Below are 24,946 nucleotides of genomic sequence, written 5' to 3'. Positions count from 1 at the left end.
AACATTTTTTAGGACTTGACAGTGTCCCCCTTATTAAAAGAAAGGGGGATGAAGAAAGTGCCCTAAAAAGCCGCTCCCCCCTTTAAAAGGGGGGATGCCGCAGGCAGGGGGGATCACATACTATCGGAAGTGATTATCAATTCTGATTAAAAAAGTTTTTATGCTTATTAAACTGGATAACCGGATAATGTTGTTTATCCATATATAACAAGGGATTACGGGATTTGTATTTTTGTAAATATCATTATTATCCGGGTTTATGGGAGGTACCATTGTGAAGATAACACGGTTTCTGTTTTTTCTCCTTGTCGCCGTAATCACAGTCTCTCCGCTTTCCGCACAGGTCACACGACCGACGACCCGTGACGAGCAGCGGGCATGGGAGGAAAAGTACGACAAGCTCAACATTCGTCACTCGGGGAAAATGCTGACCGACACATCGGCCGATTTTCTGAAAATCCCCGATAATTACGAGGACATCGTCGATTTCGATGTGGCGAAGACGCCCCCGGTCGTCGAATTCGCGGTCATCCAGGGGCTCGAACCGGAATACCTGCCATACCATCTCGCCCGCAAGACCGGCGGCGCATGGGGAGGCTGGGGTGATGTGACAAAAGGCCCGGACAGCTGTTTTTACTTTTCCATCTCGAACCACCTCTCATACGGCGCGGAAACATATATCATCAGGTACGATCCGAAGGCAAAAACACAGAAGATTGTGCTGAGCGCGAAAATTCTCTGCGGCTGGCTGCCCGATGACTTCGCCGACGGCAAGATTCACGGCGACATCGATTTCAGCCCCGAAGGTGACACGTGGGTGCTCACCTATTTCGGCCCCGGACCGTCATCGTGGGAGTGGGATCATGTGTACAAGGGAAGCTGGCTGATTCACTACAACTGCCTCACGGGAAAATCGGAAAACCTCGGCATTCCGCTCGAAGGGGCGAGCTGGCCCTACCATAACTGCGACCACAGCCGGAATCTTCTCTTCGGTGTCGACCACACCGGCGACCAGGTCATTGTGTACGATACAAAGGAAGGGAGAATGGTCTACGGCGGTGCCCCTCCCGACAGCATACGGTGGTACGCCCGGTGCATTCTGATCGACAGGGATACCGGGAACATCTACGCGACCGATTCCGCCTCGAATGAAAAGCAGTTCGTCTGCTACAAACGCCGTAACAACGAGTTCATCCGCATGAAAGCGGCCGTTCCGGTCAACCCGAAAACGGGGAAACGCGGAGACTGCCGCGCTCACACCGAGCGGAAGGACGGGGACGGCGCTTTCTGGTGTTTCGACAACTTCGGCACAGTCTTCAAATTTTTCCCCGAACAGGACAGGACCGAGTATGTCTGCGAGAACTGGGGCAAAGAAGGCTACTATACCGCGAACGTGACCATGAGTCCCGGCGGGCGGTATTTCTATTATATTCCCGGCATCGGGTACCAGTACGGTCAGGGTACGCCCATCGTCCAGTTCGATACGAAAACGAACAGGAAAAAAGTCATCGCGTTCATCTACGACTACTACCTGAAAAAGTACGGGTACGGCGCGGTGAGACCCTACGGAATCGAGATGGACGAAAAGGGGGAGTCTCTCTTCTTTTATGCCAACGGCGGATTTGCCACGCCGGAATCGGGGTCGTGGTACAACATCGAGATGAGACGGCCGGGGATATATTATGTCCATATCCCGGAATCGGAGCGAAGGGAATAAGGGACATGCCTTTTTTATCCCGGGCTCAAAAAAAATCTCATAAAACACGGATTGACGCGGATTTGTTTTCGTACCTGACCGATGTAACATTGCCGGGGTAATTCATGAATTACCCTTGCTCGGTGTCTTCGTGGTGAAATATTTTTTTGAATAATCAGGATTGTATACATCTGTAAAAAAAACACAATTTTCAGTGTGATATATATTATTTTAAATTTGTCTAGCATGAATCACTGCACATTTAAAAGGTTAAAGGAGAGAGTCATGAAAAAAGCCGCTGTAATGTTCCTTGTTGTCATATGTGCAATGCTGACTGTTGTACCTGCAGTTACTGCGCAGCAATATCCGGCCCCGCTCGAGGGGAAAAAGATAGCCATCTTTCTCGACCCGCAGTACCAGATAGACGAGGCATGGTATACTCCCTTACGGCTCAGAGAGGCGGGCGCCGATGTAAAAATCGTGAGCCACTATCCCGTGGTAAACCGTGAGTTCCACTCCATGAAAACCGATATGACTCCCGAAGCGGCGCTCAAGACAAAGTGGGACGGATTTGTGGTCATCGGCGGCTTCAGCCCGCTCGAAATACGCGAAGACAAAAACGTGATCAGCATCATCAGGGATGTCAACAGCCGTAACGGCATGGTATCTGCCATCTGCCATGGTGTCTGCGTGCTGGTGACCGCCGACCTCCTCCGCGGGAAAAATATTACCGGTAACATCCCCCGCTCCATCGAGTTCAAAAACGCCGGAGCCATATTTCACGACACTGCTCCCCAGATCGACGGCAATATCATAACCGCCATCGGCCCGCAGGACAACGGCCCCTATCTCGATGCCATAATCAACTGGTTCAACGGCGGCGAACAGGCATCGAAAGCCCACATCAGCGATCAGTATCTCAAGGGGAAACGGATCGGAATCATCTTCGATAACCGGTATGACTATGACCAGGCTAAATACCCCATGGTAAGGCTCCGCCAGAACGGCGCCGATATCGTATACATCGCGAGCGCGGAGGGGGAATACAGCGAATACCGCGGCGGCGGAAAAATCAAGGCCGACATGCGGGCACAGGACGCCTTCATGGAGAAGTTCGACGCCATCATCCTGATAAGCCACTGGGCTGCCGACACCTATCGCAGAAATCCCGATGTGCTCCAGTTCGTATCGAGGAAGCTCAAGGAGGGTACGCTCGTCGCATCCATCAACTGGGGGCATACCGCGCTTATCTCCGCCGACATCTGCAAGGGATACAAGATCGCCACGACATGGGGAATGCAGAACGATATCAAGAACGCCGGGGGAACTCCCGTCCTCGAACCTGTCTTTCAGGACAGGAATCTCATCACCTGTGCGACTGACGAGGACATGCCGCTGCTCTACCGGTATCTTGTCGGCGCCCTGACGAAGAAGTAACACTATCAGACCATATACTAAAAAGGGGACGGTGTTTTTACCGTCCCTTTTTTTACTTGCCAGTAATCAGACCGTAATACTTGATGCGGGACTTATGGTTACTTATTTGACTCCGGCCCGCTTTCAAGCCGTTTCAGCCATTCCGACTCGCTGAAAACCCGTTCGAGAGGCCCGGCTGTCTCGATGCGGCCTTTGCAGAGCACCGCGGCATAATCGGCGAGACACCACGCCGTCTCGAAATCGTGCGTCGAAAACAGGAGCGTGCCGCCGCTGTCGATATATCCCCTCAGAAATTCCGTGACCTGTTCCATGCCGCAGCGGTCGAGCCCCGCTATCGGCTCGTCGAGCACGAGCACATCGGGATTCATGGCAAGAACCCCCGCCAGAGCGGCGCGGCGTTTTTCACCGCCCGAGAGAAACTCCGGGTCGCGGCTGCCATAGATCGAAGGATCGAGGCCGACCGATTCGAGCGCCCGGTCTACCACAGCGGGGAGCTCTTCCTCCGCAATTCCCGTATTCCGGGGACCGAAAGCCACATAGGAACCGACGGTATCGCCGAACATCTGATCCTCGGGGAACTGGAACGCCATCGCGCGAAGGGGATTGCCATCGGGACAAACGCTCCCGCCCGTGGGAGCGATCACTCCCGCAGCGATTTCGAGAAGCGTCGATTTACCCGAGCCGGAAGGGCCGAGCAGCACCGTTGCCGTTCCGGCGGGAAGGTTCATGGTGATCCCGTGGAGCGCCGTACTCTCCGAGGGGCTTCCCCTGTCATAGGTGTACGTGATGCTTTGCAGGCTCATGATGGTGCGGGAAGACCGGTCTTCCGGTCTTCTTTCCGTGGTTCCGCCTGGAAGAACGCTTCCGCCGTTTTCACTGAATCCTTCCTGTGCTTCGCCGTGCATGCCGCAGAGACTGCATGTTCTGAACCGGCCAGCCAGACCGCGGGCTTCGCCGGGAGAGCCGTCCATGCAGATGCCCGATTCATCGAGGATAATCACACGGTCGGCAGACAGCGCCTCCTCGAAAAACGGTGTTATATGAATGACAGTCGAGCCGCCGGCTGCGGTTTCGTGGATGGTACGAAGCAGGCGCGCACGGTTCCAGGGATCGAGCAGGGATGTGGGTTCGTCGAGTATGAGATGGGCGGGCTCCATGACCATGACCGCGGCAAGCGCACACCGCTGTTTCTCGCCCCCGGAGAGGTTCGAGGGGTTCGCGTGACGGTAGTGTACAAGGTCGAATTTCGTGAGGGCTTCGTCAACACGGCGCGCCATTTCGTCCGGCGGGACACCCATGTTTTCGAGTCCGAATGCAAGCTCACGTTCCACCGTCGTGGCGACAATGGTATTATCGGGATTCTGGAAAACGAGGCCGACACGCTTCATGATCTCGAACCGCGAGGATTCGCTGTCGGGCGAGAAACCATCCACGGTCACAGTTCCCGAGGACGGGCGAAGGAGACCCTTGAGGATGAGCGCGAGCGTCGATTTGCCCGAGCCGTTCGGCCCCAAAACAGCCACATGGGTTCCGGGGAGAATGCTGAAACCGATGGAATTCAACACCGGACTTTGCCCCGGATACGCGAATGTGAGGTCGGTAACGGTAATCATACTGCCTGAGAATGCGCGGGTTCCGGTTTACGGGGCATCATGACGGAAAACCCGTCACAGAAACCATCCGCTCCGGGTCTGGTGTCAGCGGTCATCTTCTTTTTCCTGCGTACTGTCATCTCTCCGGTACCGGCGCTCCATGCTCTCCCTGTTATAGCGCCTGGAGGGCGGCTGAACGGGGCTGTAACGGTAAAAACGGCCGACAAGCCCCGGCGAGCGGTACATCACATAGGGCGAATAGTAGTAATAAGAGCTGTAATACGGGTAGTAATAATCATACGGGTGCAGATAGCCATAACCATAATAATCCCAGTTATTCACCCAGTTATCGAACGGTCCCGTGGAGTATTCCCACCCGTACGGTTCCGGCCGGGCGCCGGTTTCGATCATGGTTTCGATTATTTCCTCGTTTACCCCTGCTTCCGTGAGTTTCACGATTTCGTCGGAGGTCAGCCTGAATCTCGAATGAGTCGCTCCGATCTGGCTGATAATAACGTCTTTACCGACACCGGCCTGGGACATCTTCACTATCTCCTCAAGGGTAACCGCACGCTCATTCACAATCTGAAACGACGAACATCCCGTCAGGAAAACGATGACAACGCTCAGAGCCGGAATCAGGAAGAAACGGCCTGCTGCTGACATGGTGATCACCTCGCTTGTACTGGCACCGGATATTCCGGTAACTTTCGCTTTCCGAACCATCTGATGTTAAGACATTTCATCAGCACCGAGAGTTTCGGATGCGTTCATAGAGAGTCTGATAAGAAACGGCGGATTTTTTCCAGGAAAAATCGGCGGTCATCGCCCGCTTTACCGTCTCCTGCCACCGCTGGCGTCCCGGGGAGCGGAACATGCGCACCGCTCTCGATACCGCGTCGACGAGCGCGTCGGAAGAGTAATTTCCGAACGAAAAGCCGGTACCGCTGCCCGGATACCTGTCCTCATCGATGACCGTGTCGGCGAGACCTCCAGTCGCGCGCACCACCGGCAGGGTACCGTACCGCATGGCGATAAGCTGTCCGAGCCCGCACGGCTCGTATCTGCTCGGCATGAGAAACGCATCCGCTCCGGCATATATGAGGTGCGCAAGGCTGTTGTCGAACATCAGCGCAATATGGATGTGACGGGGATACCGCTCGGTAAGCCGTATCATCGTTTCCTGATGGTCTTTCGTTCCCGTGCCGAGTATCACGAGCCGGATGTTGAAATTCATGAGTTTCCCCACCGAGGATTCAAGGATATCGAATCCCTTCTGGTCGTCGAGCCGTGAGATCATGGCAACAACCGGGACTGTTTTCCCGGCTTTAAGACCGCATGCCCTGAGCAGACCGTCGCGGCAGATTTCTTTCCCCGAAAGATTTTCCGGGCTGTACCGTGCGGGAATACCCGCATCGGTGGAAGGATTCCATACCTCGTAATCGATGCCGTTGACGATGCCGTACAGATCGTGTTTCCGGGAAGTGAACAGACCGTCGAGACCGAATCCGAGCTCCCTGCCGGTAATCTCGTCCGCATAGGTTTCGCTGACTGTCGATACCGCATCGGCATAGACTATCCCGCCCTTGATAAACGAAACCTTGTTATAAAATTCGAGCTTTGTCCAGTGGTATTCAACAGGCGGGATTCCGCTTTGAGCGAAGACATCGTAAGGGAAAAGTCCCTGGTAGCCGAGGTTGTGGATGGTGAACAGCGAGCCGGTATTCCCGAAAAACGGGTCGTTGCGGTACACGGTTTTAAGATATGCAATGACCAGACCCGCCTGCCAGTCGTGGGCATGGATGATGTCCGGCCGTATCCGGAGGTGTTTCATGGCTTCGATCACTGCCCGCGAGAAGAAGATGAAACGCCCGCCGTTGTCGCCGTAATCGCCGTTTTCATCGCCATAGAGTCCTGCCCGGTTGAAATATTCGTCGTTTTCGAGGAGGTGGACGGCGACCCTGTTATACTTCGCAGTGGAAATACCGAGCGGCATGTGACGGTTTCCCACCGGTATGACCGGGGTTCCCGCATGTCTGCGGAAGGAATACTTCGATTTATCGATGACGCGGTATCCCGGCAGCATGACATGGACATCGTGCCCCAAATCCGCAAGCCCGGAAGGAAGGGCGCCGATCACATCGGCAAGACCGCCGGTCTTGCAGAAGGGCACCATCTCGGATGCTGCGAACACTATGGTCATATATGGCTCCTGTCGGCACACACATGCGATACATTTGTCAGACCGTCATATACTGCCGATTCCCTCTTCTTTTCGCATCTCTCCGGTGTATTCATTCATCTCGTACCGGATGGACGAGTGTTCTTTCACTGTCATGCGGGATCGAAACGATGCTGAACGCCGGGCTGCGGGACAGGTGCTTCGAGCCGAACACGGCAACGAGAAATATCACTGTGGCGATTTCCAGACAGACGAGGAGCGAAAACGGATTGGCGAGCTTGTACGGTTCCGCTGTCAGGAATTTCCCGAATGTGCTCATTGACGCGTTGAACAGCGCAACGATCAGCACACTCCCGCCGGAGCTGTTGAACAGCCACGTTCCGATAACCGCTATGGCTATGATGTGCGACACATAAGAAGTTACGTAAATTGCCGTTCCCCGGTAAGCCCACGAATTATACAGGTACGGCAGATGCCAGAAGGACTGGAACAGGCCAAGAACGATACCCGCTTTAAGGGCGCCTGTCCGGGCGAGGAGTTTCGGCAGGGCAAATCCGCACCAGCCGATCTGCTGCTGTCCGCCCCCGATGAACATGCTCGATAAAAACGTGAACGACAGGACGGGAGTATAACGCATCCATGTATTGTCAAAACCGAGAGGCTTGTCGCGAAAATGGATGTGATACACAAGAAAAGCGGGAAGCGCAAGCGCAATGAGGTACCATTGAAACCCGACGCGCCAGTGCAGAACCCGGTCGGCGAGTTTCCGTATTCCGTCAATCCCGCCCGTAAGAAGGGATACAACGATCGCTGCGATAAGCGGGCCGAACCGGACAAGAAAGGTCAGGCCTTCGGGAATGTTCGAAAAAACGGCGATATTCACCTGGTCGCGAACAGCCATGACAGCGGGAAAAACGATAATCCACGAGAGTCCGTACGAAAGGATGACAAACGCAGCGACAGGATATCGCAAGACAAGACTTGAGCTGTGCAGCCGCATAAACGGACTCCTCCGGTTTTCACGGATGTATCGGAATCAGGATAATCGTACCACCCGTCACGTGATGAATCTCATGGCACATATCGATAAATCCCCAGTGGATTTGAAAAATACCGGTAAAAACCGGTCTGTCACGGATATTCGACCTTCGCCCACCACGCGGGATTGATATCCCTGAACAGGTTGTCGCGCTCGGAAATCTCCTTCACCGCCTCGTGATCGGCAGAGGTCAGGGTTTCGCCGTTACCTGCCTTGTTGAGGAGGGAAAGGACCTTGAGAAAGTCGGAATGATGATTCGAAAACCGCATCTCCGCATAATCGCGGGCAGACCATGTGCTGATAAGAAACTGCCAGTCCGAGCTCTCGAGGAGCACAAGCTCGCGGGCAAGGAGCTTGAGAAGCGATGCCACCGGTTCATCGGATCGCCCGCTGAATTTCTTCGCCGCATCCTCCATGAGACGCTCGTCCTCGTAGATGTGCTTCCACGTCCACTTCGTCCAGTCGTTGAGCCATATCCAGTGAAAGCCGCCCTTGCCCCACGAGCCCTCGGGAAGGGAGACCACCTCGATTGCGGGATACCGGTCACGGTACTCGCCCATAGTCGAGGCTTCGAGCTCGGGGTCCGATGCAACTTCCTTGAGAACCGAATACAGCCATCGCGGGCCTTCGAACCACCAGTGCCCGAACAACTCGGCGTCGAACGGCGCGCATATTATCGGCGGAGCACCGTCATGCATGCCTTCGGCGCGGCAGAGGTCGCGGACGAGATTCTTGAAATGGTAAGCGTTCTCGCGGATGTGTGCTTCGACCGCTTCCGGCTCGTACACGAGCTTATCGGCGAGATCGGATTTTGCCGATGTTACCCTCCAGTAACGGTGGCCGCCGGGAAAGTGTTTCTTGTGGAAATCGAGGTAGTTGCCGTCCCCGGGATAGCCGTGCTCGCCGCTCCACACCTGAAGACCGGTGTCGGGGTCACGGGTGAAAAATGTCACCGGAGCTTTACCCTCCACGCTTGCGGCGTAATACAGACGGTGGGAAGTTTTGGTCGTGTCTTCTTCTATCGGTTTGTACTGTTTCTCGAAATTCGTCCATAACTGTTTGAGAGCGCTGAACCGGTCGAGATACACACCGATTGCCGTTCCGCCCTTGAGAAGGTGCGAATCGATGATGAAGTACTCGATGCCGTTTTCGCTGAGAAACTCCTCGACGCCCTTGCGTTTTCGCGGGCCGCCGAATCCCTCGACCGGCGGAGTCCAATCGTACGACGGCCGGTAAGCGCACTCGGGAAGCCATATGCCGCGCGGTTGACGGCCATAATGCCGACGGTACGTATCGACACCGAGCTTGACCTGGGCCTGCACCGCGGTGTCTTCGCCTAAAAGCGGCAGGTAGCCGTGCGTTGCGGCGCAGGTGATGATCTCGATATGCCCGCTGTCCTGCAGCCGTTTGAACGCCCCGACAATGTTGCGGCCGAGGGTTTCCGTAAAGTAGCTCCTGATGTCACCGTAGAAGGACTCCCACATGCGGGCGATGTCGTGACGGGCGGTGTCTCCGAGCCGGTAGAACTCGCCGGCATCGATCTGGGCGGCTTCGATCTTCTGGTCGAGATAGGCAGTGAACTCATCCTTGAATGTTTCGTCGGCGAGCATCTCGGTGAGCACCGGTGTGATGCCGATGGTGATTTTCGGCGATATGCCTTCCGAAACGAGCTTCTCGAACACCTGAAGGAGGGGAAGATAGGTCTCTGCGGCAGCCTCGTTGATCCAGTCCATCCCGTGGGGCCACTTGCCGTGCATGATGACATACGGCAGATGGCTGTGCAGTACGAAAACGAGTTTTCCCTTTACCATTATTTGACCTCCATGGTTATCTCGACATCGAACAGCCCGCTGTCACCGGTTTGCAGGCTCCAGAGCGGGACGATGCAGGTGTTCTGGTAGTTGTGCTCCACGCCTCCCTCGGACTGGGAGACCGTTTCTATCGGCAGACGCCAGAGCTTTGCGGGTTTCGAGAACGTTATTTTCACGGTGAGAGGCATCCATCCGACACGCAGAGTGATTTCCGTAACGTCCGGCTCTTCGCCTTTCGATGCGAGGCAGGAATCGGCGAGCGTCCGCCCGGGAATCGTGATCCCCGAATCATCCGAGCTGCCGCTCTGGAGCCCGAAATTCATCTCGACGCCGAACAGCACATCCTGTATGGTGTTTGCGGCATGGACGGAATACGCGGCGGTAACGGACGATCCCTTTCCGGGGAGCGCGATACGTTTTTCAACCCTGACCGGAACCATACAGCCGTCAAAATGAAGCCCGCCCGACCGTGCCATGCGCACATTGGGTGACGGTTTTGCCGAAACCTCCTCTACCTCGTAGGGAAGCGCGACGAAATCGCCGTATTCGCGGTATTTTGAGTCGGCAAAGGCATCGATGGTCTCCCATGACGGAATAAAATGGTCGACAAAACTGAGACGACGGTACCAGTCATAGTGGAGATACCGGTGGATATTCTTGTCCTTAGCCTTGATGCCGTCATGGATCGAGGCGTGTTTTTCGGGGTCTTCATCCTCGATGACTGCGGGAATGAGGCTGTGGTACGCCTCCTCGCGGCGGGTCATGGTGTCGAAAAGGTTGAACGATCGCCTGTACGAGTCGAACTCGAGTCCCGCGCCGCCCTCGTGCGGAGCAAGGAACAGACAGAGGGCATTGTTCGAGAGCACCACTTCCCCATAACCATCACCGTTATAGTCGGTCACCCGGGCAGCGGGAGCGGATTTTCTCACGAGATTCTCGGCTTTGATAAGATGCTCGTATATCGCCCGGCGCAGGAAGTTGAGGTAGAGGCCGCCGAATACGCCGTGCCAGTAACCGCAGTTACACTGCCCACGGTAGAGCTCGCGTACCGCTTCGCCGTGTTCATCACGGCCACGGGCTTTCTCAACCGCTTCGCTCACGATGAGCATACGGCGGTACATGGCGTCGGTTTCAGGGTACTTGGCAATGAAATTCCGCCAGAAACCGCCGCGAATGAAGGGTTTGATCGCCTCGAAACGCTTGTCGCCCTCGAGTTCTTTCTCCGTGCTCTGAAAAACCTTCTGCGCAGCAACGGGGAGCGACCATTCGGACATCTCCTTGTACGATGCGGTCGGCAGGTAGACCGATCCGAGGGGCGGCTCAGCGCTCACATAGTCGCCGGGAAGAACGATATCGATCCAGTGTGCGTTTTCTTCGAGCGCGGTGAAAAACCGTTCGAGCCAGCCCTTTTCATACACCCATATTTTCGTGCCGGGCCAGACCCCGAATTTTTCGCCGTCATCGGCATACGTGACCGCGGTGGCTCCCTTTTCCTTCATGCTTCCGATGTAGTCGATGGTCTCCTGCGGGTCGTGAAAGGGAATGTAATACCTGAGCAGGTAATCGATCGGCAGGACACGGAGCGGAATGCCCTGGTCCTCGGTGACATACGATCCCCAGATACGGTCGTCCGGGATTCCGGCATACTGGAAGTGGGTGTTGTCGAGCGTCGTGTACAGGAGCCCCTGAGAGCCCAGAACGCTCGCGAAACCGGGTTCCCATATGCGCTCGGCAACCCAGCATCCCGCAGGTCTTTTTCCGAACCGTCGTTCCACCCACCGGTTCATCATATCGAGCTGTCCGGCCTTGTCACGGTCGGGGAGGATGGAGAGGATAGGCTCGTAAAATCCCCCGCCGATAATCTCCACCTGCCCTTTTTCGACGAGTGCGGCAAGACGGTCGAGATAGCCGGGCATCTGTTCCTCGAACCATTCGAGGAGCGGACCGGTGGTATGGATGCCGACCCTGATGCCCGGATGGCGTTCGAGGACATCGAGGAACGGCGCGTATGCATCCTCGGCCGCATCTTTGAACACCCAGTCGAAATTACCCACCGGCTGGTGATTGTGCAGGATAATGATAAACTTGATTTTTTCCATGATCGGTTCCCTGAAAGTGTGGGATATAGTTGCGTTCACAACTCAAAAATAAGGCATAAGGTACAAGGCACAAGGCACAAGGGAAAAAAATAAAAATCTCTCCATTTTAAGCACAAAGGCGGGCTGTCATAAATTATTGAATCTGGTTACTCATTGAGCTTATAACCACTAATTCATTGTACGAGTATTGTCATTCCCAAGAACGAAGTGAATTGGGAATCCAGTATTAACATCACTCTGTCATGAGCATCAGATGATGGATTCCCGTTTTCACGGGAATGACACTTTAACGTGTAATTACATCTCATACGTAAGTTTTTTGCGCTGATTGAATAGCCAGATAACACAATAACATATCCGGATTTTTTTCTCCGTGTCCTCCGTGTCTCCGTGGTGATATTCTTTTCAATTTCCCTGCCTGAAAAACAGGATGACCGGATATATTTATACACAACAGATCGTTTACACCTGCCACATTTTCGACTGGAATTCCTCGTCCGGAACGACAAAGGATATCTGGCCGACCCTGGGCCAGCGTTCGCGCTCGACTCCCTTTTCAAACAGCATCACGGTAAATCCGACCCGCTTCCCGCTTTTGATCCCGAGATCGGCGTATGCAATTCCCACCTCGGCGACCTTGTCCACCGCAACATCGCTCCGGCGGGCGCGGCGAATCCATCTTTCCTGGGATTCGCGGAAAAGAGTGTAGTTGTCGGGTTCGTCGAGTTCGAAGTCGATGCGGAATTTCTCGTCACCCGTTATGACGACCGACATCGACCAGTCCGCCAGGTTCAACGGCTCCTCGCGCTTGACAAAATCGAGCCGCAGGTAGAGCGAGTCCAGGTCGAAACCGTAGTAGATGTCCGTGACGAGCGATTCGCCGCCGCTCATGGCGCCTCCGGGCCCGGTTGTGGGCAGCCAGCCCGCCGAAAGCCATTCGTAAAACGTCGTCGCCCTGCCGTCGATCACCGGGGTCACGAAACCGGTGGGTTCAACGTCGGTGCGGATAACCTGCTTCTTAATTATCGGCTCGGTTATTTCCTGCGGCGACTCGATGCCGAGAATGTCATACACCCGTTCGAGATGCGCCCTGAACAGACGGTCGAATTCGGGATCGTTGGGCGATGTGTGATCCTCGCCGTACCACCAGAACCAGTCGGAACCCTCGGCGCGGAAAATCTCGAGCCATGCCTCGTTCCGTTTTTCTTCGTCGAGCGCCTTTCCCTTCGCGGTGAGAAGCTCGCGCGTATTCCTGAGCGCATCCCAGCCGTCCACTTCCTCCTGGTCGCCGATCCATGTATCGAAATTACCGTTTATCCACGAGCCGGGGAAAATCGACTTGATGGACGATTGCGGCGGAAATTTTTTGAGAAAATTCGAGAATGAAATCGGTTTCAGGGCCTTTTCAGCAATGATCTGCTCATAGAGCTTCGAGAGGAACTCCTGGCCGCTGTTGGGATAGGTCTCCCATGCATTTTCGCCATCGAGGATAATGCTCACACACCGCGGAGAACCATCGGCTGAAGCGGCGATGGCCTTCAGCTGCCCCACAAAATCATCGACCGCGACCTGCGCCGGGTTACGGGCGTACACAAAACCGATCTGGTCCGACAGGTGATGATCTCTGAAGAACACCGAAACACCGTGCGCCTCCCAGGGATGGTACAGGTCTTTCCCCCGGTTGAAATTCTTGACCGATTTAGCCAGGATATTCTCGTCGGTCGCAACCCACCGTATGCCAGATTTACTGACGATATCGAGGGCATCGGGGCTCACCGAACCCTCGCTCGGCCACATCCCCTCGGGCTTTCTTCCGAAAATCTTTTCAAAATAATCGAGCGCCATGTCAACCTGACGGGCGGCGTCCTGGGGGAAAGAAAACCGCTGCTGCGGAAGACGGCATCCCGGCATGCCCTCACGGGCTATGGTCGTATCGCAGAGCAGCGGGAGTATGGGGTGATAGAACGGGCTCGCGGTAATGTCGATGGCTTTCGCGTCCCACAGCTCACGGTAGAGGACAGTGAGCCTGGCGATGGTTTCCACCTGTTTTTTGAGAACGAGGTCACGCTCCTCGATGGTAAAGAATCTTCCTTTCCTGATGAGCTTCCTTATGTCGGCGTCTTCCTCGCGGATCGAAAAGCCGAACCAGCTCAGGTTGAAAAGCACCTGAAGATCGAGATAATCCTGCGCCGCGAACATGGTGAGCGCCTGCTGGATTTCATTTCGTGTGCCGGATATTCCCCGGTACTGGAGCAGCTCTATGTAGCGGGGCAGCGGTTTTATCATGGTCTCGTGATTCGACTGGAAAAAACGGCTGAGAATGGCCTCTTTTTCATCCGCCGTCAGATCGGAGGGATTCTTCGAGGAGAGCATGAGCTCGTAATCCGCCGCGCCTCCGGCATAATCCTCGCACTGTTCGATGAGCGCCGGAACCAGGTTGAATGTCAGCTCCATCTCGGGGTATTTCCTGGCCAGAACCGCCATGTCATAATATGCCTTGGTTGAGTGAAGACGAACCCACGGCATACTGTAATACCCCCTGATCGGATCACGGTAATTGGGCTGGTGCATGTGCCATAATATGGAAACGTACAGTTCTTTCACAAAAACTCCGTTAAGGTTCGAGTTCGCATGTTGACCTGATCTTTTAACCCGATCTATTCATTAATTACAATAGAACGCGGATTTTCGCGGATCGGGCGGATTTCCACGGATCAGTATTTTTTATATACCTTTATAAATAATAATTGTATTTCTTTTACGTATTTGCGAGAAATTTATTACCTCAATAATAACAATGTGCTATAACGTTATACCTTCTCTTACATGATCCCCCTCGGCTTCGCCGTATCCCCTTATAAAACAAAGGGGGAACCACATCATCTCCCCCCTTAGAAAGGGGGGATGCCGAAAGGCAGGGGGGATCTTTTATGAGAATAAATTACAATTCAAATTTACAAATTATTCGTTTTAATATATATCGACTTCACGGAGAAACTCCGCCGCATCCTCGGGAGGAGTGGGATTGATGTAGAATCCGGTGCCCCACTCGAATCCCGCAACCCTCGTAAGCTTCGGAATAATCTCGAAATGCCAGTGATAGTGTTCGGAAATATCCGGCCAGGGATTCCGCGGAACGTTGGAATTCGGCTCGGTGTGAAGCATCCAGTTGTACTGGGGCTCGCCGAGGGCAATCGCGAGCCGCTTGATGGTCGAATCGATGCATTCGCCGAATTCGAGCATTTCCTGCTGGGTCATCTTGATATAATCGGACATGTGCCGTTTGGGCAGAACCCAGATTTCGAACGGAAACCGCGACGCAAACGGACAGATCGAAATGAAGGAGGCGTTTTCGTACACGAGTCTCGAACCGAACCGCTTTTCCTCACGGATTATGTCGCAGAAAACGCACCGCATCTTGTATCGGTAGTATTCGAGCGAACCTTCCACTTCCTCGCGGACACGTTTCGGCACAATCGGAGTCGCGATGATCTGGGAATGCGGGTGGGAAAGCGATGCCCCGGCGCGCTCGCCCTCGTTTTTGAATACCATGACATAGAGGAGACGGATGTCCCGTTTCAGGTCGGCGATACGTTTCTGATAGGTATCGAGAAGCATGACGATGCTCTGGGTCGAACGCTTGTGGAGAAGATCGTCATGGCGGGGTGTTTCGATGATGATTTCATGGGCGCCGATGCCGCTCATTTTATCGAACATTCCCATTCCTTCACGATCGACTGTGCCCTCGATTCTCAGAGCAGGAAATTTATTGGGGACAACCCTGATGTTCCAGCCGGGAGTGTTTGCAAGGGTATCCGGGGGCCGGACCGCATAGATTTCGGGCGGAGTCATCCCCTCGTTGCCCGCGCAGAACGGACAGCTGACCGATTCACCCTTCGGCGCCGCGGGAGCGAAGTCCGTGGGCCGTTTCCCCCGCTCCGAGGCGACAATCACCCACCTGCCGATCACGGGGTCTTTTCGTAATTCTGACACTTTTCCTCCAGTCGTATATATCCGAATTGTCGTGTTATTGTGATTTCTTGGCGAGAGACTCGCGTATCCGTGTCTTGAGCTCGGTAAGGTCGGAAGACTTGACCACATAGGCGTCTGCCGCCCAGCTCATGAAATTATCCTTGTAGGAGGGATATGCCGTATTGAGTATGACCGGAAGTTTGTTGTCGATACTGAGCATCCGCCCGAGCGCCTCGAGCCCGTCCATCTCCTGCATTCCTATGTCGAGAACCACGAGATCGAAGCTGCTCTGTTTGATTTTATCAAGCGCTTCCCTGCCCGAGTTCGCCAGCTCGACCTCATATCCTTCGTCCATAAGCTCCTGCTCATACAGGAGCGCCTGATTGACTTCATCATCAACGACAAGAATTTTCTGCTTGGCCATGACCTGTACCTCCTCATATAAACGGTGCAACACTCAGGATTTCAACGGAAGCACAATACGGACGGTTGTTCCCTTGCCTTCCTTGCTTCTGATCTCGAGCCGCCCCTGGTGATTCTGAATGATACGGTTCGAGATAGCAAGCCCGAGACCGGTTCCGTTACCCCTCGTGGTGAAAAAAGGCTCGAAAATATCATTGAGATACTGTTCGGGAATACCCTTTCCGGTATCGCGGATTTCCAGTATCACTTCATTACCGCTGGCTTCGGTTATGATTTCAATCGCTCCTCCGCCCGACATCGCGTTGATTGCGTTCTGCATGACGTTGATAAACACCTGTTTGATCTGTGAGGCATCGAGCTCTGTTTCAAGATTCATCTCCGCAAGGACGAGTGTAACGACAATATTGTTTGTAACGAGGTCGCCTTCCATCACGCCGAGCGCTTCCTTGACCAGCGTATTGAGATCGTTGGATGTTTTTTTCGGAATACTCGGTTTGGAAAAATTGAGCACATTGGTGAGTATGCTCTCCAGGCGTTTTACCTCGTCGACGATGATCTGTGCGTTTCGAATGGTTCGATCCCGGTCTTCGTATTTCTTTGGTATGGAATTGGCAAATCCCCCGATGGTGGCAAGGGGATTCCTGATTTCATGGGCAAGACGGGCGCTGACCTCGCCGATCGCGGCTAATTTTTCATTACGGACAAGCATGTCATGGGTCTTTTCGAGCTCGATGTACGCTTCCCGGAGCTCTTTAACCTTCGCCTCAAGATCGCGCAGAATCCGGGCATTTTCGATTGCGACTCCCGCATGGGATGCGAACATGGTGAGCACTTCGATCGCCTCGGGGAGAATCGGTCTCCCGGAATAAGCGTTATCGGCAAGCAGCACGCCTATCACCTGATTTTTCGCAATGAGCGGCACCGTCATGAATTCATTGCTGATGATCAGCCGTTTCATGCCCTCGTCAATGAGCGGATTCTGCCAGGCATTGACGACATGAAAATAACTCCCCGTGGTAACAGTCTCGGTCAGAATGTTTTTTGTCTGCGCCAGATTGAATACAATGCTTTCAACGAGGTTCTGCAGCCCGCTCCTTACAATATGACCCTTGTGAATATTGAGCAGATACTCTTCGAGGGTAAACTGTTTGCTGCTCAATTCGGCCCAGATTCTGTAAGCTTCCTCATGCGAAGTCGGTCCGACACCCATGTACCCGCGAATCTCCTCATGTTTCTCGTCGGTGAGAAAAATAAACGCCCTGTTGAATCCCATGGCAAATCCCGCTGTGACGCAGGTCAGGATGAGATGGAGGAGTTTGTCGCGGTCGAGAACACCCTGCATGGCGATGGATATTTCCCTGAGAAGCGAAAGCTGGTAAGCTTTTTTCGTATTCTCGGTGACATCCTGTATGATGATCGTGACCTTGGGGGACTGGTCTGTTCTGACGCGGACGAAGGTAAAATTCAATACCTTGTCGCCATGACTCGGCGATGTATGCCGTATATTGGTATGAGTTATGGTGATGCCTTCTTCGAGCGTCCGCTTCAGGTCTCCGGTCAGGTTGATCGCCTGGGACAAATCCCAGGAAAAAACATGTTCGATGTGCTGATTGAGAAACTCATCCTGATTCCGTCCCCCGATTTCACAGAACGTCTGGTTTACATATTCGATTAACAGGTCGTTATTCAGAATGAGGATCGAAACCGGGAGCGAATCATTGACAGCAGCCCTGAGATCATAGGCATCCATCAGGTCGCGGGAGAGTTTCATTTTTTTGAACGTCAGGGATATCTGGTCGGCGAGGGTTTCGAGCACCATGACATCATACCGTGTGAAGGCGTCCTTTCTCTTGTCTTCCACATGGAGAACGCCGAAAACCTTATTCTCGAATATAATCGGCACGGCCAGTTCGGACTGAATGGTATCCTCAAAGGAAAATCCCTGTTTGCGCCTCGGTTCATTTTTCACATTGCCGGAATTGAGGCTCTGACGGTTCTGTGCGACCCAGCCGGTTATTCCCTCCCCCATTTTCAGGGTATAACCCACAACAAGGTCTTCGCCGAATCCCCCGGCGAAAGCCTTCAATACGATCGTGTTCGTTACATCGTCAACAATGAATATATTCACATTGAAAATGGTGAGTTTTTCCTGAATTTTCCGCGCAATAACCCATAACAGCTCATCACTCTGTTCGGTAAGGAGTGTCTGACGGGTAATTTCATTGATGATTTCAAGGTACGATACTCTTTTTTCCTTTTCGGTAACTTCCCTTCTGAGCGTACACACTTCATAAATATTATTGATGAGAACTGTCAGCTCATCACCGTTGAACGGCTTTTTCAGATAAGCGCATACATCGCCGCCTATCTCGCTGAAAACCTTCTTTTCATTTTTATCGTCGCCATAAACAACTATACGGGCATGAATTCCCGATTCCGCGATCGTTTTCAGGATTTCGAGCCATCGCTTGTCCGAATCCGTTATATCAACGATCAGGCTATCCGAATTAAAGGCCTGAAGAGTATCGGAATTCATGGCATCAATGTCTGAAACCTGAACGGAATGGCCCAGGCTCTCGATATGGTTTTTTATCGTCCCGTTAAATGCGCTGTCCGAACCTATGACGAGGAACCGAAGTTCACCCACTGTTTATCCCTCTCTGATTCCCGCGCAAAACCGCCCTGAAGCAGGAATGATTCATTCCACGGTTATTATGCACCAGGCATGGCAATATACCTTTGTTCTCCGGTAAAACCTTGCCTCTCCACGAAATATACAGGAGAAGTGCAGAGAGTGCAATCACCGTTTCACGAAAACACTTGACCGGTCAAAACAACAGATAATATACTATAAAGGGTGAAGAATGTGAATAACTAAGAGGGCTGTGAAAAAGTATATTTTTCACGAGCCCCATGACGAAATGTGTTGTTTCGGTGCTGTCAAGGGCGTGTAAGCTTGTCCCCGAATCATTAATCGGGGATCGGCACTTCGTGCCGACCCTTGACAGCTTATATCCGCACTTTCAGACTTTATCACAAGACTTCTAAGAGGACAGCGGGTATGAATAAAAATCTGAAAATCGCACTCTGGATCATCGCCGGTCTTGCCGGAGTCTTTATAATCGTCATTATTCTGGCAATTCTGCTGTTCCCCGGGGAACGGATCAGAGCCATCGTTGAAAAAGAAGCGTCATCCGCCCTGAAAATGCCGGTTACTGTCGGCTCTGTCGGCCTGTCATTCGCGGGGATGCCGGCAGTCAGGGTATCCGATTTCACCGTCGGCGCAGTCAGCGGGGGAGAGCCTCAGCTTTTTACGGTCAAAACGGTTAAAGCACGGATAAATATCTTTGCCCTCCTGAAAAAGAACATCGAAATAACCTCCGTAACCATCGACGAACCGGCGGTTACGCTCATTACCCGGAAGGACGGCTCTTCAAACCTGCCGTCATCTTCCCAAAAAGCCGAACCGACGCCCGCAGGCCCTCCATCGCTGCCGTTTCCCATAAGCATGAAGTCGCTGTCTCTCCATGACGGCGCCATCACGGTCGACAACCGTAAGGCCGGTACCCTGCTGTCGGTCAAAGACCTCTCTTACCAGCTCTCGGTCGATGTTTCCGGAGACCTGAAAAATCTCCGGGCGGACGGCGCTCTTAAAGCGGGGGACATCGCGTTCGGCACCGGAGCATCCGGGAATCCCCCCCTCATTGAGGGGCTCGGTATAAGCTTGGTTCATATAGTGACCGGCGACCTGACCACGGGGAACCTGTCGCTCACGAAGGGTGACATGGTAATCGGCGATATGCCGATAACTCTTACGGCGAACGTTACCGGCTGGACCAGAGTCTCGTTCTCGCTGTCCACGGGGACACACGAAGCGGAAAAGATGCTCGCGCTCATCCCGAAAGCGGTGTTCCCGGAGAAAGACAAGGTGACCGCACGCGGAACGTATGCGCTTTCGGTCAAAGGTCTGGTCGATACCGCCCCCGCGAAACCTGTTATCACGTTCGAGGGAAATCTCGATGTCGATTCCATGAGCCTGTCCTACAAGGGTCTGCCGAAGAGCATCGACGAAATCATGTGCCGCATCGCCTTCACCGAAAAAGACATTTTTCTCAGGGACATCAGGACACGAATAGGAGGCTCACGGTTCGCGCTCTCCGGAACGATCGCCGATTACGCCGGGAAGCCTTCGCTTGCGGTTTCGGCGGACGGCTCGGTCGATATAGGAGAGGTCGCCGATGCGCTCCCGCAGCTCGCCGGAAGCGGTCTCAAGGGCGCTGTGGAATTCAAGCTTACGGTGAAAGGGCCGCCATCGGACCCGAAATCTGTCGCGATTACCGGCGGGATGAACCTCAAGGGAATCGAGGTGCGGATACCCAAGGCGCTCAATCACCCGGCGCTCATCGACGGCAAAATCACACTATCGCCGTCCTCGGTCGCAATCGACCGTATCGTCCTCAAAACGGGAGTTTCGGAACTCGCCTTTACCGGCACTGTCACCGACTATCCCGTGCTGATATGGCCGAAAAAGGGTGTGTACGCCGAATTCAGGGGAGCGGTGACCTCGGAACTCATCGACCTCGTCGACATGGTCTACATCGACAAGACCACCCCCACACCGAAACCATGGCAGATGGAGCAGGCGATCAAAAACGCCCCGATTCCTCCAAATCTCGGCGCCGAAACCTCGATCAGGCTCGGAAAGGTGACCTTCGGCAAGCTCATAAGCGAATCCGTCCAGGGCAGGGTCAGTATCAGGGACGGCGTATTCAGGCTCTCCGACCTTGCCATGCAGGCGTACAAGGGTACGCTTGCGGGGAACGCGGCTTTGAAGCTCACGCCCGAAGGGGACGCGACCTACGAGTCGAAATTCGATCTCTCCGGTTTCCAGGCCGGGGCGTTCCTCTCGTCGTTCTTCGGTATCAGTGAGGATCGCTTCAGCGGGAGCCTGTCGAGCTCGCTCTCGTTCAGCGGCGCGGGGCTCGATTCTGTCTCGATGCTCAAAAACCTTACCGGGCAGGGCATGTTCTCGATGGAGAACGGCTCCATCAAAAACTGGGATTTCACGAAGAAGCTCGGGGACACGATCAAGTTTCTCAACTTCGACACCGTCGATTTCGATAGAATTGCCACCTCTTTCAGGGTCGCCGACCGGCATGTGTTTACCGACAACCTTACGGCGAACACGGAGTACGGAGCTTTTCTATGCACCGGCAGCGTCGGGTTCGACACGGCGCTCGATTACGACATGGTGTTCAGGCTCAACGGGAAAGCCGCGGGACTCGCGAAGAAGAACAATATAGGGCAGCTCGCAGATCTTTTTGCGGACGAAACGGGAACACCGGTGATACTCATCAAGACCGGCGGAACCCTCAAGTCGCCATCCTTTGCCATCGACACCTCGCAGGCAAAGGCAAAAGCGAAGGACAAGCTCCTCGATGAGGCAAACAAAATGCTCGACAAGCAGGACGAGAATCTCAAAAAGGAAGGGAAAAAACTGCTCAAGAAACTGTTCAAGTGATAAATCCCCGTTTGGTGCCTCTCTGTTCCGAAGAAATGTATCATGTTATTCGAGCACTTTTTACCCTCGCTCCTTTCCCCTCTCCTGAAACCAGGAGAGGGGAATAACAAAACAGCTTTAAAAATCGATGTTTTTCCCCCTTCACCCCTTCAATATCGCCATCGCCTCTTTTACGAGCCGTGCGCGGTCTTCGGTACCGAGGGTGTGACGGTCGCCAACGGGATCGCGGTTTTCGCAGATGGCCACCTTCGAGCCGGGAAGCATCATCACCGAATGCCATGTGCGGCGTCGGACGTTATAGCAGACACCCGTCTCCATAGGGATAACGCTGAATCCCGCCGGATTGTCATGGGGAGCGGTGGCGATGCAGGCTTTCCCGGTCACGAGGATGAAAGTCTCATCCGTATTGGGGTGCGCGCCGAAAAAGGCAATATTCGAGGGGTCGGAGTCAGGACCGCCGTTGTTGATCGCCACAATCCAGCTTTCGGCGGAATCGATGCAGATGCCATACCCCGTTTCGCTGCGGCCTTTGATGGTCAGAATATCGGATGACATGTATGCTCCTTTTCTGTTTTGGTTCACAATCGATATAAAACAATAAAAATAGAGAACCACAAAGACTCTAAAAGTCTTGTGATAAAGTCTGTAAGTGTGGATATAAGCTGTCAAGGGTCGGCACGAAGTGCCGATTTACATGCCCTTGACAGCAACAAAACAATACATTTCATTATCGGGCTCGTGAAAAATATACTTTTTCACAGCCCTCCTAAGACACTAAGGTAAATATTTATAAATACCTATTCCCTTCGTGACTTCGTGACTTTGTGGTTATTGCTCCGGCGGATAAATAATGATACCAATAGCAGGAATAGATGCCGAAACAAGTTCGGCATGACGTCATCCGATATCACTGTTTAATCGCCGAAGCAATAAAACACACGCCACCCGGTCACTCGTCCATGAACGCGCCGAGGTACGAGTCGGCGTGGTTGAGAACGATTTCCGACGGCTTTCCGCAGACACCGGCTTTGCTCACCGCACGGACGCGGAGGGTGTTCCTGCCCGACTGGAGGAACCATACCCACCGGTCGGTCCCGACCTTTTTCCAGCCGGTGTCATCGGCATTCACCTCGAAATGGCTGAAATTGGGTGTATAGGTCTCGAACCGGAGGAAGAGACGGTCGCTGCCGAAGCTCGATGTCGCATCGATGTGGACGGTGTTAAGATCGGGCCACAGGTCGCGAGGTCGGTCGGTGAACCACGAATACTGACGTTTGGGCGGCGTCCGGTCGTCGTACCAGTTCACATAGCCGTCCCACGGCCACTGGGTGAGCCCGTGATTGAGCGGGCGCGGATACGGCTTCTCGTACCAGTTGTTCCGGGGAACGACGCGCATGAACGCGGCGTTGATGAATCCCGAGAGCTGCACGTTTTTGTGGTTGGTGAGCGAACCGCGTTTGACCGGCGGAGGATCGTTTTCGCGGAGGGGCATCCAGTTGATCGTATCGGTCATCCAGTCAATGGGACGGTCGGGAAAATAGTAATCGAGGAATTTACGATGGAGATCGAGCATACTCTGGGGCTCGCCGTTCGTGATGTCGTAGTTGTAGTGGTCAGTGTAATCGGCATCCAGGAATATCCACTTGGCGAACTCGTCGTTCCACACCTCGATGATCTCGTGGCCGATGCAGTTCACCAGCCGCGCCTGCCAGCCATACGCCATGCACAGCCCGCCGAGGGCGTTGTTGAACTGGATGCACATACCGCCGCCGCCGTTCTTGTCGATACGGTCGAGGATGCTTTTGGCGTCCCAGCCGGGATATTCGGGCTGCGGGCTGCCGTGACGCCACCGTTTCGTGACATGGTCGAGCAGCCTGACCTGGGCATTGAACTCGGTGCGGCTGCCGTCCACAAGCTCGTCGAGGTTTTCACGGGCTTTCAGCTCGGCGAATTCGGGCCTGTCCCATTTTTCCCACTCCCAGTCGATCGAGGAGTATTGAACAGGGGGATTGCAGCAGTCGAGGATATAGAGATTCTTGTGGAGCGGGACGAGCTCGAGAAGCTCGGCATCGACTTTCATCGACCGTACAACGGGGCTTTCGAGCGGATTGTCCGTTTTGAGTACGGCGCGGAGCTGAATGTACCGTCTGTTGATATCGGCTTCGGCAAACTCGGCATTCACCGAAGCGCCGGTTCCGATAAGCTCGTATGGTTCCCATGCATCCGAAGAAGGCCCCGGAGCGGTTCCGCGGCGCATGTAGTATTCGATGGAACTGCCGGCCGGCACAGCGGACTGAATGGCAATCCGTGTTTTCTTGAGCGTGCGGAGAGGAACGATGAGCTCGCCGGAATCGCCTTTCCACAGGTCGATGACCGGCGATGCAAGCCAGCCCGTTTTCACGAACCGGTCGAGGCTGATCCGGATGGTATACTCTGCTCGTGTCTGACCGAGCGGCCCGAAGGGGCTTTCCTTCCATGATTCGCCGCCATCGGCAGATTTGAACGACGTCTTGCCGACATTGGCCGGGTCGCCGCCGCCTGCTTCGAACTCATCGGCGCGCGCTATCTGGATCGACCACCCTTCTTCCTCGGCGGCAGCTTCGGGGCAGAAGAAATCGACTACGTTGCGGCCTTTCTTGAGCGCATCCACGGGAAACCGTGTCCAGCGGTAATTCTCATGGCTTGTACGGGGGTCCCAGTTGTCGAACTGTCCCTGCCTGCCGTTCACCGTAAACCTGAGCGGGGTTTTCCCCTGACGGCTTACATAGATTACGAGCCATGCGCCGTGGGCGCGCGGGTCATCGAGATTGAAAATCTTCCGGGCGCGGTTTTTTCCCCAGATGGAGTCATTGCTCACTCCTTTTTCGCTGAACCCGGCGCCGGGGGCATCATTCTCGACGAGATCCATGTTGAACAGGCTCACTCCGCCGCCCTGATGTTTCATGAGCATGTGCATGAAGCCCTCTTCATACACTGCTGCCGCGTCGCCTCCCCAGCGTGTCGTCACCATTTCGGCAGCACCGGGCATACCCATGAGACAGAGCGCCATACAGAACACACTCACAACTGTCATCAATCGAACCATAAAGCACCTCCCTGGAACACTCATGCCGGGTAACAGAGCCGGTCATGAAGAACATGGCTTCCATATGCCCGTTGAATCAGGCGAACGTA

The 24,946-nt window shown here is 54.0% G+C and carries 15 protein-coding genes; 3 read left to right on the top strand and 12 right to left on the bottom strand.

Features of this window, described 5'->3' with window-relative positions; all coding sequences use genetic code 11:
• Window positions 1-274 precede the first annotated feature (274 nt).
• Both LLG96_19580 and LLG96_19575 read left to right on the top strand, forming a co-directional pair.
• Entirely contained in the window at window positions 275-1,717 is a 1,443-nt protein-coding gene (locus LLG96_19580) for a hypothetical protein (GenBank protein MCE5252408.1), read from the top strand.
• Between the two features lie 264 nt (window positions 1,718-1,981).
• On the top strand, window positions 1,982-3,133 hold the full coding sequence (locus LLG96_19575) for a DJ-1/PfpI family protein (GenBank protein MCE5252407.1): 1,152 nt from the start codon (window positions 1,982-1,984) through the stop codon (window positions 3,131-3,133).
• A gap of 98 nt (window positions 3,134-3,231) precedes the next feature.
• On the opposite strand, the gene LLG96_19570 is transcribed toward LLG96_19575, so the two are convergent.
• From LLG96_19570 to LLG96_19525, 10 genes are all read right to left on the bottom strand, one after another.
• A complete protein-coding gene (locus LLG96_19570) occupies window positions 3,232-4,746 on the bottom strand; it encodes an ATP-binding cassette domain-containing protein (protein ID MCE5252406.1) in 1,515 nt (504 codons plus the stop codon).
• 84 nt (window positions 4,747-4,830) lie between these two features.
• A complete protein-coding gene (locus tag LLG96_19565) occupies window positions 4,831-5,391 on the bottom strand; it encodes a hypothetical protein (GenBank protein ID MCE5252405.1) in 561 nt (186 codons plus the stop codon).
• Window positions 5,392-5,470: 79 nt separating this feature from the next.
• Complete coding sequence (gene glgA / locus LLG96_19560) at window positions 5,471-6,928, bottom strand: glycogen synthase GlgA (GenBank protein MCE5252404.1); 1,458 nt, start codon at window positions 6,926-6,928, stop codon at window positions 5,471-5,473.
• A 91-nt stretch (window positions 6,929-7,019) separates the two neighbouring features.
• Window positions 7,020-7,907 carry a hypothetical protein gene (locus tag LLG96_19555; protein MCE5252403.1) on the bottom strand — a complete coding sequence of 296 codons (888 nt, stop codon included), beginning with the start codon at window positions 7,905-7,907 and terminating at the stop codon, window positions 7,020-7,022.
• A gap of 131 nt (window positions 7,908-8,038) precedes the next feature.
• On the bottom strand, window positions 8,039-9,757 hold the full coding sequence (locus tag LLG96_19550; GenBank protein MCE5252402.1) for a DUF1957 domain-containing protein: 1,719 nt from the start codon (window positions 9,755-9,757) through the stop codon (window positions 8,039-8,041).
• Window positions 9,757-11,856: a DUF1926 domain-containing protein gene (locus LLG96_19545; protein MCE5252401.1), complete on the bottom strand. Its 2,100-nt coding sequence runs from the start codon at window positions 11,854-11,856 to the stop codon at window positions 9,757-9,759. The genes LLG96_19550 and LLG96_19545 overlap by 1 nt, the downstream gene beginning before the upstream one ends.
• 462 nt (window positions 11,857-12,318) lie before the next feature.
• On the bottom strand, window positions 12,319-14,460 hold the full coding sequence (locus tag LLG96_19540) for a glycoside hydrolase (protein MCE5252400.1): 2,142 nt from the start codon (window positions 14,458-14,460) through the stop codon (window positions 12,319-12,321).
• Window positions 14,461-14,826: 366 nt separating this feature from the next.
• Window positions 14,827-15,849 carry a galactose-1-phosphate uridylyltransferase gene (locus LLG96_19535; protein ID MCE5252399.1) on the bottom strand — a complete coding sequence of 341 codons (1,023 nt, stop codon included), beginning with the start codon at window positions 15,847-15,849 and terminating at the stop codon, window positions 14,827-14,829.
• A 34-nt stretch (window positions 15,850-15,883) separates the two neighbouring features.
• Window positions 15,884-16,252 (bottom strand): response regulator, encoded by a 369-nt coding sequence (locus LLG96_19530; protein ID MCE5252398.1) that lies wholly within the window; start codon window positions 16,250-16,252, stop codon window positions 15,884-15,886.
• 33 nt (window positions 16,253-16,285) lie between these two features.
• Entirely contained in the window at window positions 16,286-18,898 is a 2,613-nt protein-coding gene (locus LLG96_19525) for a GAF domain-containing protein (protein ID MCE5252397.1), read from the bottom strand.
• Between the two features lie 414 nt (window positions 18,899-19,312).
• Between LLG96_19525 and LLG96_19520 the strand changes: the two genes are divergently transcribed.
• Window positions 19,313-21,772, top strand: coding sequence for an AsmA family protein (locus tag LLG96_19520; GenBank protein MCE5252396.1), 2,460 nt, complete (start codon window positions 19,313-19,315; stop codon window positions 21,770-21,772).
• Between the two features lie 141 nt (window positions 21,773-21,913).
• On the opposite strand, the gene LLG96_19515 is transcribed toward LLG96_19520, so the two are convergent.
• Entirely contained in the window at window positions 21,914-22,327 is a 414-nt protein-coding gene (locus tag LLG96_19515; protein MCE5252395.1) for a hypothetical protein, read from the bottom strand.
• A 394-nt stretch (window positions 22,328-22,721) separates the two neighbouring features.
• The gene (locus LLG96_19510) at window positions 22,722-24,857 is read right to left on the bottom strand and encodes a transglutaminase-like domain-containing protein (GenBank protein ID MCE5252394.1); all 2,136 of its coding nucleotides are present in this window, start codon (window positions 24,855-24,857) and stop codon (window positions 22,722-22,724) included.
• Window positions 24,858-24,946: the final 89 nt, after the last annotated feature.

The sequence above is a fragment of the bacterium genome (assembly GCA_021372535.1).
Classification (GTDB): domain Bacteria; phylum Latescibacterota; class Latescibacteria; order Latescibacterales; family Latescibacteraceae; genus JAFGMP01.
Note: the sequence above shows the minus strand (reverse complement) of the source record. Positions and strands in the feature narration are given on the sequence as shown.